At 63.6% G+C, this 11463-nt stretch carries 11 protein-coding genes and 3 pseudogenes; 11 read left to right on the top strand and 3 right to left on the bottom strand.

Annotated features, from left to right (window positions below):
- A partial coding sequence (locus ACILQR_RS12710; protein ID WP_395651771.1) for a TonB-dependent receptor occupies nucleotides 1-1540 on the bottom strand: 1540 nt, incomplete at its 3' end.
- Nucleotides 1541-1596: 56 nt separating this feature from the next.
- On the opposite strand from ACILQR_RS12710, the gene ACILQR_RS12705 reads away from it, so the two are divergent.
- From ACILQR_RS12705 to ACILQR_RS12665, 9 genes are all read left to right on the top strand, one after another.
- A complete protein-coding gene (locus ACILQR_RS12705; protein WP_395651770.1) occupies nucleotides 1597-2496 on the top strand; it encodes a LysR family transcriptional regulator in 900 nt (299 codons plus the stop codon).
- A gap of 116 nt (nucleotides 2497-2612) precedes the next feature.
- Complete coding sequence (locus ACILQR_RS12700) at nucleotides 2613-3731, top strand: FAD-dependent oxidoreductase (RefSeq protein WP_395651769.1); 1119 nt, start codon at nucleotides 2613-2615, stop codon at nucleotides 3729-3731.
- A gap of 17 nt (nucleotides 3732-3748) precedes the next feature.
- A complete protein-coding gene (locus ACILQR_RS12695; protein WP_395651768.1) occupies nucleotides 3749-4651 on the top strand; it encodes a VOC family protein in 903 nt (300 codons plus the stop codon).
- A gap of 3 nt (nucleotides 4652-4654) precedes the next feature.
- Nucleotides 4655-5815, top strand: a complete 1161-nt coding sequence (locus tag ACILQR_RS12690; RefSeq protein WP_395651767.1) for an alpha/beta fold hydrolase — start codon at nucleotides 4655-4657, stop codon at nucleotides 5813-5815.
- A gap of 4 nt (nucleotides 5816-5819) precedes the next feature.
- Nucleotides 5820-6311, top strand: coding sequence for a hypothetical protein (locus ACILQR_RS12685; protein WP_395651766.1), 492 nt, complete (start codon nucleotides 5820-5822; stop codon nucleotides 6309-6311).
- Nucleotides 6312-6321: 10 nt separating this feature from the next.
- Nucleotides 6322-7110: a cyclase family protein gene (locus tag ACILQR_RS12680; protein ID WP_395651765.1), complete on the top strand. Its 789-nt coding sequence runs from the start codon at nucleotides 6322-6324 to the stop codon at nucleotides 7108-7110.
- Nucleotides 7107-8075: a fumarylacetoacetate hydrolase family protein gene (locus tag ACILQR_RS12675; RefSeq protein WP_395651764.1), complete on the top strand. Its 969-nt coding sequence runs from the start codon at nucleotides 7107-7109 to the stop codon at nucleotides 8073-8075. Before ACILQR_RS12680 ends, ACILQR_RS12675 begins: the two co-directional genes overlap by 4 nt.
- A 400-nt stretch (nucleotides 8076-8475) precedes the next feature.
- Nucleotides 8476-8973 (top strand): alpha/beta hydrolase, encoded by a 498-nt coding sequence (locus ACILQR_RS12670; RefSeq protein WP_395651763.1) that lies wholly within the window; start codon nucleotides 8476-8478, stop codon nucleotides 8971-8973.
- Nucleotides 8970-9272, top strand: a complete 303-nt coding sequence (locus ACILQR_RS12665; RefSeq protein WP_395651762.1) for an alpha/beta hydrolase — start codon at nucleotides 8970-8972, stop codon at nucleotides 9270-9272. Before ACILQR_RS12670 ends, ACILQR_RS12665 begins: the two co-directional genes overlap by 4 nt.
- Before the next feature lie 18 nt (nucleotides 9273-9290).
- On the opposite strand, the pseudogene ACILQR_RS12660 reads toward ACILQR_RS12665, so the two are convergent.
- Both ACILQR_RS12660 and ACILQR_RS12655 read right to left on the bottom strand, forming a co-directional pair.
- Nucleotides 9291-9623 (bottom strand): annotated as a pseudogene (locus ACILQR_RS12660) (FCD domain-containing protein); the annotation flags it as partial.
- 58 nt (nucleotides 9624-9681) lie between these two features.
- Nucleotides 9682-10198 (bottom strand): annotated as a pseudogene (locus ACILQR_RS12655) (MFS transporter); the annotation flags it as partial.
- A 237-nt stretch (nucleotides 10199-10435) separates the two neighbouring features.
- On the opposite strand from ACILQR_RS12655, the pseudogene ACILQR_RS12650 reads away from it, so the two are divergent.
- Nucleotides 10436-11287: pseudogene (locus tag ACILQR_RS12650) on the top strand (D-galactonate dehydratase family protein); the annotation flags it as partial.
- 32 nt (nucleotides 11288-11319) lie between these two features.
- A partial coding sequence (locus ACILQR_RS12645; protein ID WP_395651772.1) for a hypothetical protein occupies nucleotides 11320-11463 on the top strand: 144 nt, incomplete at its 3' end.

Raw genomic sequence — 11463 nt, 5'->3', positions numbered from 1 at the left:
TGAAACCCGTCGCAACTGACGCATACAGAAGCGACGACTGGCCTGCGTCGAACTCGATCCCGGCCTTGTAGGTGACCTTCTCAAACTCGATTTCCGCGTCCGTGTCGCTGCGAATGTCGAGAATGATCGGACGCAACGGGAAGACACCGGCGACAAAGCCTACGAAAGGCAGGGTGTGAGCTTCGGTGACCTGGCCCTTGGTATCCTTGGTGTAACGCAGCCCGCCGGTAACCCGGAACCGATCGGTGACACTGTATGTGCCCTGACCGAACAGGGCGACGCTGTCGGTTTTCAGGTCCGAGAAGATGCGCGTGCCGTTGCTGCCCTGATCGAAGTTCTGGTTGGCGTCGACCGATTCAGAAAAGCCGTAAGCACCCACGACCCAGGTGAGATTGCCGACGTCGCCGGCGAGCCGGGCCTCCAGCGAAGACTGCTCCGAGTTCTCCTCGACGTCGATCAGGAAGCTGGAGGCGAAGCTGCGGAAGTCGAGGTCCGTCTTGCGATAGGCGGGGATGATGGTCAGTCGGGCAAACCCGAGGTCCGCATTGATCGTCGTGGCGATCCCCAGGAAGGTGTTGTCCTGATAGCCGTTGCCGTCGGCAATGACCTGAGGCACGGGCGCGGTCGGGGTCCGGGCGACGTAGGCCGCGATTACCCGGGGATCACTCGGTCCCAAGCGATTGTCGCCATCGAGCAGGGGCATGATCGTACCACCCGACCCCATGCCGCCGACATTGGCGTAGTCGATCGAGAGGGTGGCGTTGACCGCATCGTTGAAATCACCGCGTAGCTGGCCGCGAACGGCCCAGGTGTCTTCATCGTCGTAGCCGTCGCTGAAATATCCGTCGTGCTGGGCCACCTGCCCGGCCAGGCGGAACGCAAAGCGATCGCCGAGCGGTAGGTTGATCGCGCCCGAGGACTTGATCGCGTCGAAGTTTCCGTACTCCGCCGTCAGATTGCCGCTGGTCTCACCGAGACGGGGCTTGGCGGTGATCACGTTGACCGCGCCGCCCGTGGCGTTGCGCCCGTACAGCGTGCCCTGCGGACCTTTCAGAACTTCCAGTCGCTCCAGGTCGTAGAAGAGACCGGCCGGGGCTGCGGGGCGAGACAGATAGACGCCGTCGAGGTTGAACGCGACGCCCTGTTCGGCAAAGGCGTTGGCCCCGAACGTACCCACGCCACGCAGGTAGATCTGGGTGAACGACGCCGCAGGGGCAACCTGTAGCGCGGGAACCAGGCGGGTCAGGTCGGTAGCCTGAGTGATGCTCTGTTCGGTCAGGGTTTCGCCGGCGACAGCACTCACCGCGATGGCCGCGCGCTGGAGGTTTTCTTCACGCCGCTGGGCCGTCACGACGATATCTTCCAGTCCGGTATATTGTTCGTCGGACTGTGACGGGTTGGTTTGGGCATGGGCCGCAAACGGCATGATCGCACAGGCCATCGCTGCGCCTGTCAGCAGGAACTTCTTCACGGCATCCTCCCCGGATGATTGGAGTCTCTGCTCTGCGGCAGATCGAACTTGACCGTGGACATCGGACATCCATTTGTGAAATCATTTGTTTTGATTGGTATGAGCCAATCCGATGGATACATAAATTGCGCTTCAAAGGACTCGATCTCAATCTTCTGGCCGCTCTCGACGTGCTTCTGGAGTGCCGCAGCGTGTCGCGTGCAGCGGATGTGCTCAACCTGAGCCAACCGGCGGTCAGTGCGGCCCTGGGCCGATTGCGGACCTTCTTCGGAGACGAACTGCTCACGACCCACGGCAAGCGGATGTATCCGACGGCTTATGCCGAAGCCTTGATGCCTCAGGTGAAGGACTGTCTGAGGGGCGTCGAACTCATGATCTCATCGTCAACGATGTTCGACCCCGCGACGAGCCAGAGGACGTTCCGGATCATCGCCTCGGACTATGTGATCGTCGCAGCCATAGTTCCGCTCATTGCCAGACTGGTCGATATCGCCCCAGCCGTCAGGCTCGAAATGGTGCTGCCGAACGAGGTCAGCATTGACCATATCGCACAGGGCAAGGCCGACCTGCTGGTGACGCCGGAAGATTTCACATCTTCGGATCTCGCGAGCGACCTTCTGTACGAAGAGCATCACGTCATCGCTGGATGGGCCGAGAACCCCGTTTTCAAAGCGCCTCTCACCGAAGAAGACGTCATGTCGGCCGGCCATGTCGGGGTCGCCATGGGCAATGCCCGCCTGAGCGTTTTCAGCGACAGGCATTTCGCGGTGTTGGGTAAAGATCGAAAGGTCGAGGTGACAACAGCCTCATTTACGACCGTGCCCTGGCTCCTGAAGGACACGATGCGGCTTGCGGTCATGCACGAGCGCCTGGCGCGCACGATGAGCGACTTTTTTCCGATCAAATACGCGCCTCTGCCGTTCGAGATACCCCCCATGCGGCAGATGATGCAGTTTCACACGACGCGGCGCAGCGACGCCGGTCTGACCTGGCTAAGGGATGAGCTGCGCCGCAGCGCCAGCTGATTCATTCGTCCTGCCGATAGGTTTTGATCCAAACAATAACATTTACAGATGGAGGGCCGGATTGTCTTTTGGCCAGACAAAGCTCTCGGGCAGAGGAGCGGTCGGAGGAACGCGCGGTGGATTCACTCAATATTCTGGTTGTCGGCGGTGGCATCGGCGGGCTGACATCAGCGATTGCGCTGCGTCGCGAAGGATACCGGGTCGACGTCATCGAAAAGGACCCTAGCTGGTCGGTCTACGGCGTCGGGATTATTCAGCAGGGCAACGTCATCCGCGCGATGAAGGATCTCGGCATCCTCGACGACTACATCGAAGCGGGATTTGGGTTTGACCATGTTGATGTCTTCATCCCCACAGGTCAGCAGGTCGCGCACATTCCAACACCCAAGCTGGTCGATGGCTATCCCTCCAACGTTGGGATCGGCCGCAAGGCCCTGCACAAGGTCCTGGGCGATCGGGCCAAGGCGGCGGGTGCTGATATCCGGCTCGGAATCACAACAAGCCGGCTCGAAGACGACGGCGAGGGCGTCGATGTCGCCTTCAGCGACGGAACCACAGGCCGCTACGATCTGGTGATCGGGGCAGACGGACTGTATTCCGCCACGCGTGCCGAGATTTTCCCGGATGCGCCAGAGCCAGCCTTCACCGGCCAGTCCGTCTGGCGATACAATTTGCCGCGCACGCCGGAGGTTACGGGCCTCTGCGCCTACGAGGGACCGATAGGCATCGGTCTGGTGCCGCTGTCCGACGCCATCATGTACATCTATGTCACGACGCCCGAGCCGGGGAATCCCCGGTACCCGCGTGAGACCCTGGCAACATCGATGCGTGCCAAGCTGGACCGCGCGATCTCGCCCGCCATCGTCGCACTGAAGGATCAGATCACGGTCGACGACGCCGTCGTCTACAAGCCGCTGGAATGGGTTTTCCTCGAAGGCGACTGGCACAAGGGGCGGGTGGTCCTACTGGGCGACGCCGTCCACGCAACGACCCCGCATCTGGGTCAGGGAGCCGGGATGGCCATCGAGGACTCCATCGTCCTGGCCGCAGAACTCGCCCGCGCCGACACGATCGAGGCCGCCTTCAGCGCCTATCGTGACCGCCGCTATGAACGGTGCCGCTACATTGTCCAGGCCTCGCGCGCGATCTGCGAGGGCCAGATCGGGACCGGGCCGATCGTCGAAAACGCAAAGGCGACCCAGGACATGTTCCGCGTCGTCGCCCAACCCATCTGAGTTCAAGGAAGCATACCGTGGCGAGAGTCAGCGATATTCGATACGTCGGTTACGGCGTCAGCGATCTGGAGGCAGAGCGCAAATTCTACGCCGACACCTGGGGTCTGACCGAGGTGGGCGAAAGCGACGGCATGGTCCATCTCGCAGCCCAGGGCGACGACGAACTGTTTGTGGTCCGGTTGCGCGCTTCGGAGCGCAAGCAGATCGACGTCATCGCATTTGCTGCCGACAGCCGTGCCGATGTGGACGCCTTGCACCAGCAGGTCACCGATGCCGGGTGCAAGATCGTCTTCGCCCCTCGTGATCTCGACACTCTGGGGGGCGGTTATGGCTTTCGCTTCTTCAGCCCCGACGGCTTGCCGTACGAGATTTCCAGCGATGTCGCGCGCGGACCCTCGCGTGAACTGGTCCGTTGGGAGGGTATCCCCCAGAAGATCAGCCACATCGTCCTGCATTCGCCAAATCACAAGGCGGCAGCGGCCTTCTTCGTCGATGTGCTCGGCTTCAAGGTCAGCGACTGGCTGGGCGATTTCATGGGTTTCCTGCGCTGCAACGAGTGGCATCACCGGCTTGCCGTCCTCCCCGGACCGCCGTGCCTGAACCACGTCGCCTATGACATGCTGAGCGTCGATGACATGATGCGCGGCATCAGTCGTCTGAAGACCCAGGGCACCGACATCCAGTGGGGACCGGGCCGACACACGGCGGGCAACAACACCTTCAGCTATTTCGTGACCCCCGGCGGCTTCACCGTCGAATATACGTCCGAGCTCGAAAGGGTCGATGATGAGACCTGGGTCGCCCAGGTCCACACCCCCAGCGCAACAACCATGGATCAATGGGGCATCGGAATCGGCGGCCCCCAGACCATGCCCCACCCCGAGCCGGACGCTGGCCTGTTCCAGCCGGTCGGAGTCTGACGCATGGCCCTTTTCGAATACTTTCCCAACTACGTCTGGAACCTGTCGGTCGCCATCGCCCTCGAGAGCGGCGGACAGATCGGCGAGGTCGTCGATATGTGCAAACCGTTGCTCGACGCGGCGGCCAAGGGCGAGGACGCTGGCACGCTCCAGTTCGCCGAGCAATGGGCGAAAAAGGCTGACACCCTGATCGGGCTCGCCGACGAGGATGTGGCGCGTGGCCGGTCCTTCTCGGCCGGGACCAAGCTGGAGCGTGCGTCGCTGTATCTGCTCTGTGCGGAGCGGATGCAGGGCCATGGCCATCCCGGCCGTGAAGCCACCTTCGCCAAGGCGCAAGATGCCTTCAAGCGCGCCATGGTCCTGGGCGACACGGGCGTCGAACGCGTCGAGATCGCCTATGAAGGCTCCACCTTCCCTGCCCTCTTCTGTCGTGCGCCCGGCGAAGGCCCCAAGCCTGTGGTCGTCTATTGCAATGGCCTGGATAGCTCCAAAGAGCTGCTCTACTGGAGCAAGCTGCATCAGGCGCTGGCCCGGCGCGGCATCTCCACCCTGCTGGTCGACCAACCCGGAACCGGCGAGGCGCTGAGGCTGAAGAATCTGCCTGCAACGCCCCATTCCGAACGCTGGGCGACTCCGGCGCTGGAATGGCTGCTGACCCAACCCGACGTCGATCCCGATCGCATCGGCATGACCGGTATCTCGCTGGGCGGCCACTATGCGCCGCGGGCCGTGGCCTTCGAGCCCCGTTTTGCCGCCGGGGCCGTCTGGGGCGCGAACCACAACTGGGCCGAAGTCCAGCAGAAGCGGCTGCGTCGCGAGGGCGAGAATCCCGTTCCCCATTACTGGGGTCACGTGATGTGGGTGTTCGGGGCCTCCGACATGGACGATTTCCACGCCAGGACCCAGGACATGACCCTGAACGGCGTGATGGAGAAGATCACCGTCCCCTTCCTGGTCACCCACGGCGAAAAGGACCGCCAGATCGGCCTCGAATACGCCCATCAAAGCTACGACCAGCTGACAAACAGCCCCAGCCGCGAGCTGAAGATCTTCACCGCCCGCGAAGGTGGCGTCGAGCACGTCGGGGCAGACAACATGTCCTTTGGCCGCGACTTCATTGCCGACTGGTTCGCCGAGACGCTCGGTGGACGGACGGGAGCGTAAGGTCATGAGCCCGTTGAACGCCTACATCGCCCGCGAATCCGCGATCGGCTCGGTCATCAATCTGGTGATCGGCTCGGCATTTTTTCTCGTGGTCTTCCGGGGGCAAAGCGATCCTGCGGTCTGGGGACCCGGGGGCCTGATCCTGGACTGTGTGCCACAGGGCTTCATGATCGGACTGATGAGCATCATCCCGGCCATGCTGATTACGCGCATGCGCGTGGCCAAGGGACTGTCGCTTCCGGTCCCCTCACAGGCGCGAAGCGTCCTTCCGTCCAATCCCTTCCTGCGCGGAATCCTGGTGGCCCTTGCCAGCATGGTCTGCCTGGTCGGGGTCGCCGCTGCTCTCGCCTGGGCGACGGGCGCTCAGAGCCTGCCCTTCTGGCCCGCGTTCGTCCTGAAGGCCCTGCCCGGTATCGCGGTCCCGTGGATCGTCTGTCCCTCGGCGATCAAGGTCGCCCTGGCCCCGCGCGCCGCACCCGTACCGATTTCAAGCTGAGGAGAGGCCCATGCCTCGTCGCTTCGTCGATCTGTCGATCTATCTGGAAAACGACGTCATTACCGATCCGCCCTTCCTGCGGCCCAAGATCACCTACGAGACCCATGACGAAACCGTCGAGGGGATGAAGTTCTTCTTCAAGGACCTCGAGGCCAAGGATATTCCCGGCGGGCAGGGGTTCGCTGCGGCGGAATGGGTCACCCTGACCACGCACAACGGCACCCATCTGGATGCGCCCTGGCATTTTCACCCCACGATGGACGGGGGCCAACGCGCCATCACCATCGACGAGGTGCCGCTGGAGTGGTGCTTCCAGGCCGGCGTCAAGCTGGACTTCCGCCATTTTGAAAACGGCTACGTCGTGACAGCCGCTGACGTCGAGGCCGAGCTGGCCCGTATCGGCCATACCTTGCAGCCGCTGGATATCGTCCTGGTCAACACGGCCGCCGGTGGCGCGATCGGCAATCCGGACTTCGTCAATATCGGCTGCGGCATGGGCTATGAGGCGACCATGTATCTGCTGGAGCGCGGCGTTCGGGTGACGGGCACCGATGCCTGGTCCTGGGATGCGCCGTTTGTCTACACGGCCCAGCGGGTGGCCGAGACGGGCGACACGTCCCTGATCTGGGAAGGGCACAAGGCTGGCCGCGACATCGGCTACTGCCATCTGGAGAAGATGCACAATCTCGAGGCCCTGCCGCCCTTCGGCTTCACCGTCTCCTGTTTTCCGCACAAGATCAAAGGCGCCTCGGCAGGCTGGACCCGCGCCGTAGCCATCTTCGAGGATGACGCCGCATGAGGTTGGCGACGGTATCAAACGGGTCTGCCGACGGCACCCTGATTGTTGTTTCGGGCGACGGCACCCGCTGCCTGACCGCGTCCGAATGGCCGACGCTTCAGGCCGCACTCGACGACTGGGTACGCGCCGAGCCTGAACTGAAGGCCCTCGCGCGCCTGCTGGATGCCGGCGACGGCGACGCCTTGAGCAGTGACCGGTTGATGGCCCCCCTCCCCCGCGCATGGCAATGGCTGGATGGCTCGGCGTATCGTAGCCATGGCGAACTCATGGAGCGGCTGTTCGGCTCCCCACCCCCGCCGCCTGAGCGGCCCCTGATGTATCAGGGACTGTCGCACCGGTTCCTGTCGGCGACGGAAGACGTGATCCTGCCTCGGACCGAAGACGGTATCGACTTCGAGGGCGAGTTCGGCGTCATCACCGATTTCGTCCCCATGGGTGTCACCCCGGATCAGGCGATGTCCCACATCAAGCTGATCGTGCAGATCAATGACTGGTCCCTGCGAGTCTTGGCCCAGCCGGAGATGAAGACGGGGTTCGGATGGGTCCAGGCCAAACCGGCTTGCTCGGTCGCTCCATTCGCCGTCACGCCGGATTCATTGGGCGAGCACTGGCGCGATGGGCGCGTTCACCTGCCGCTGCGCGTGGACTGGAACGACGCATGGTTCGGTGCCCCCCTTGGCGGGTTGATGGGCTTCGGTTTTCATGAACTGGTCGCGCACGCGGCCGGAACCCGCGACCTTTGCGCCGGCACCATCATCGGATCAGGCACCGTTTCCAATCCCGATTTCCGGGAGGTTGGGTCCAGCTGTATCGCCGAGCGGCGCGGCATCGAGATGCTGAACGAGGGACAGGCGAGAACCACCTATATGCAGTTTGGCGACCGCGTGCGCATGGAGGCGACGCTTCCAGACGGGAAGACACTTTTCGGCCCGATCGATCAGGTGGTCCGCAAACCCAATACATGATCCGTCGCGGCGGCGAAATTGGCATGACCAATATTCTATCGCATGCTATCTGAAAGGGTTGGGAGGTTGTCTGCACGGAGCGACAACCTCCCGCGGTCACCGCGGCCTGAGCGCCGGCCGCTGATCCTCATTTTCGTTTGGGAAGCCAATGACAGCCGTTCTGCTCAGCCGCCGGCCCCTCCTTTCTGCAGCCGGCCTTTCGACGGCCGTACTTTGCACTGTGGCACTGGCTCAGGCCAGTCCGCCACAAGGCCGCGCCTGGCCGACATCCTGGCCCGCCGCCGGCCCAGACCTTGCGGGAAGCCCTGCCGCCCCGGTCGTCATACCGTAGGCACCCGAACCCCAAGGCATCACCTCCGACGCCAGCTTTCCCCTCTGGCCTGAAGCCAGGATGCCCGACTTGGCCCATACCGAGGCCGCACGTCTGGTTCTCGAGCGCGGCGCGCCCGGCGGGCATGACCGCGCCATCCTGCACGTCAATCAACCCATTCTCGAAATCTTCCGCCCGGCGGTCCCGAACGGCGCTGTGATGATCATCGCGCCCGGCGGCGGCTATTTCCGGTTGGCGATCGACAAGGAGGGTCCCGCCCCGGCGCGGCGGCTCAACCAGTCGGGCGTCACGGCATTCGTGCTGAACTATCGACTACCCGCCGACGGCTGGGCCTCGGGCTACGATGCGCCGGTCCAGGACATCCAGCGCGCGATCCGGCTGGTTCGCGCGCGCGCCGCGACCTGGAACCTCGACATCGCCCGCATCGGCGTGATGGGATTCTCTGCCGGCGGAAACCTGGCCGCCGCCGCCGTGAGCGTTTCGACGATCAGGTCTACGCGCCCGTCGACGCCTCAGACGGCCTTTCGGCACGGCCGGACTTCGCCTGTCTCTGCTATGCCGCCATGAGCATGGGCAATCGTCCCCAAGGTGACGCGCGGCCCGGGAACCTGCGCCCTCTGGACCAGCGCGTCCGATCAGGACTACCGCCCGTCTTTCTCGTCCATGCGACCGACGACGACACGGTGCCGGTCTCTCACAGCCTGGATATGTTCACAGCCTGCATGGCCGCCGGCGTCCCGGTGGAGATGCATGTCCATCAGGAGTGTGGCCACGGGTTCGGGCTGACGCTGCCCGATGACCGGCCTGCATCGCATTGGCCGGACGACTTCGACACCTGGGCCCGCAGAACCGGAATCTTCGGGTGATGATTCGGGCCGCCTTGCCTAAAGCGCAAGCGAACGTGCGTAGCGGGCGCGGGTCGAGGCGATCGCGAGGCGAGCGGTAGCCAACGCCTTTTCCTCCGTCGCGAACAGCAGATGTTCGATCACCTGTCCCAGATGCGCGCGCATGGCCAACCTGGCCCCGGCGGGATCATGAGCCCTCAGGGCCTCGACAATCGCCAGGTGTTCCTCGACCACGGGCCGAACCTTGGCGGTTCGAGCCTTGGCGTGAAGCAAGGCGCACTCTGCAACTTCGGAGCGAGGCCTCCATAGCTCGGCGACCATGTGAACGACGGCGGCGTTCCGGCTGGCCGAAGCGATGGCCATGTGGAAGGCACTGTCGGCCGTCTCACTGACGCCGGGCCAAGCACGAGCGTCTGTGTCGAGGTTTGCCGGCGGGCACCAGCAGGGGCGTGACGATCGCGCCCGATACTGTTGCCGGCGTCGAACAGGCCGATGGCCAGGGCGCGTTCCTTCTTGGGGAACCACTCGGTCACGGCCTTGATCCCGCCGGGGAAGCCGCCGGCTTCGCCGACGCCCAGCACCATCCGCGCCATGATGAAGTGGGTCAGATCGCGAGCCCTACCGTGCAGGATGTGACCGACCTGCCAGATTGCGAAGGCGATGCCGAGACCGAACCGGGCCCCGATCTTGTCCGTCAACCGGCCCCAGATGGCATAGAACAGGGCGCAGGAGGCCTGGAATCAGAAGACGATGTCGGCATAGTCCGTCTCGGACCAACCGAACTCGGTCGACAGGGTGGGCTTCAGCACCCCGATCATCTGCCGGTCGATGTAGTTGATCACCATGGCCGCGAACAGCAGCCACATGATCAGCCAGCGGTACTTGCCGGGCGAAGGTGCCTTGATCGAGATCGTGCCCGATGGACCTGACGTGGAATCTGCAGTCATGGCGGTCACTGACGTCCTTCGCAGCGAGACCAGGCCGATTGGCCGTCATATCCCAGTTTTCGCGTCGTGCGGGAGCCGGACCGGAACACGCCGTCCCGATCCGCCGCATACGCCGCCGCGTTCTAGAAGCTGACCCGGATGCCGGCCTTGAAGGCGCGGCCAAGCAGGTCGTAGTAGACCGTACCAAACGCCGGTTGAGGCGGCTGTTTGTCAAAGACATTATCGACGTTGAAGTTCTATGGCCAAGCCAACGGCATCGATCTGGCCGAGACCGTGGACGAGGTCGGTCGCTACATCGACATGGGCTACCGCGCCATTCGCGCCCAGTCGGGTGTCCCGGGCATCAAGGACGCCTATGGCGTGTGTCGTGGCAAGATATACTATGAACCCGCAGACGCCGCCCTGCTCTCTGAGACGGTGTGGGATACCCGGAAATATCTGAACTTCTTACCCAAGCTGTTCGACAAGCTGCGAGACACCTATGGCTTCGATCACCACCTGCTGCACGAGGCCCACGACCGGCTGACCCCAATCGCGGCGGGCTCACTCGGCCACCGGCTCGAACCCTATCAGCTGTTCTGGCTGGAAGATGCGACGCCGGCCGAAAACCAGGAGGCGTTCAAGCTGATCCGCCAACACACGACGACCCCCTTGGCCGTCGGCGAGATCTTCAACACGATCTGGGATGCCAAGGACCTGATCCAGAACCAGCTGATCGACTATATCCGAACGACCGTCGTCAGGGCCGGAGGCATTACCCACCTGCGCCGGATCGCCGACTTCGCCGCGATCTGGCAGGTCCGGACCGGCAGCCACGGAGCCACCGATCTGTCCCCCGTCACCATGGGCGCGGCGCTTCATTTCGATGTCTGGATCCCGAACTTCGGCATCCAGGAATACATGCGGCACACACCCGAAACGGATGCCGTCTTCCCCCACGACTACACCTTCGACAAGGGCTTCCTCTACCCTGGCGAGACGCCCGGTCACGGCGTCGACATCGACGAGGCCGAGGCGGCCAAATATCCCTACAAGCCCGCCTACCTGCCCGTCGCACGGCTTGAGGATGGCAGTATGTGGAACTGGTAGTGACCCAGTCCCTTCGCCTGCATCCCGACCGCCTGTTCCCCGTCGATCCCGAAACGCGCGGTGTGGCGGGCCTGCCCGCCGAGGTGGCCCTGCCGGGATACGACCGGGCGGCGGTGAAGACCGGGGTGGTTCACCTCGGCATCGGGGCCTTCCACCGGGCCCACCAGGCGGTGGTG

This window comes from Brevundimonas sp. (assembly GCF_044239655.1).
In the GTDB taxonomy this organism is placed as follows: domain Bacteria; phylum Pseudomonadota; class Alphaproteobacteria; order Caulobacterales; family Caulobacteraceae; genus Brevundimonas.
This window is presented reverse-complemented; position numbering and strand designations above follow the sequence as displayed.

Excerpts from the sequence above, each read along its gene's own strand:
- ACILQR_RS12690 (WP_395651767.1), top strand. The coding sequence starts at position 4,655 with ATGGCCCTTTTCGAATACTTTCCCAACTACGTCTGGAACCTGTCGGTC.
- ACILQR_RS12685 (WP_395651766.1), top strand. The coding sequence starts at position 5,820 with ATGAGCCCGTTGAACGCCTACATCGCCCGCGAATCCGCGATCGGCTCG.
- ACILQR_RS12680 (WP_395651765.1), top strand. The coding sequence starts at position 6,322 with ATGCCTCGTCGCTTCGTCGATCTGTCGATCTATCTGGAAAACGACGTC.
- ACILQR_RS12675 (WP_395651764.1), top strand. The coding sequence starts at position 7,107 with ATGAGGTTGGCGACGGTATCAAACGGGTCTGCCGACGGCACCCTGATT.
- ACILQR_RS12665 (WP_395651762.1), top strand. The coding sequence starts at position 8,970 with ATGAGCATGGGCAATCGTCCCCAAGGTGACGCGCGGCCCGGGAACCTG.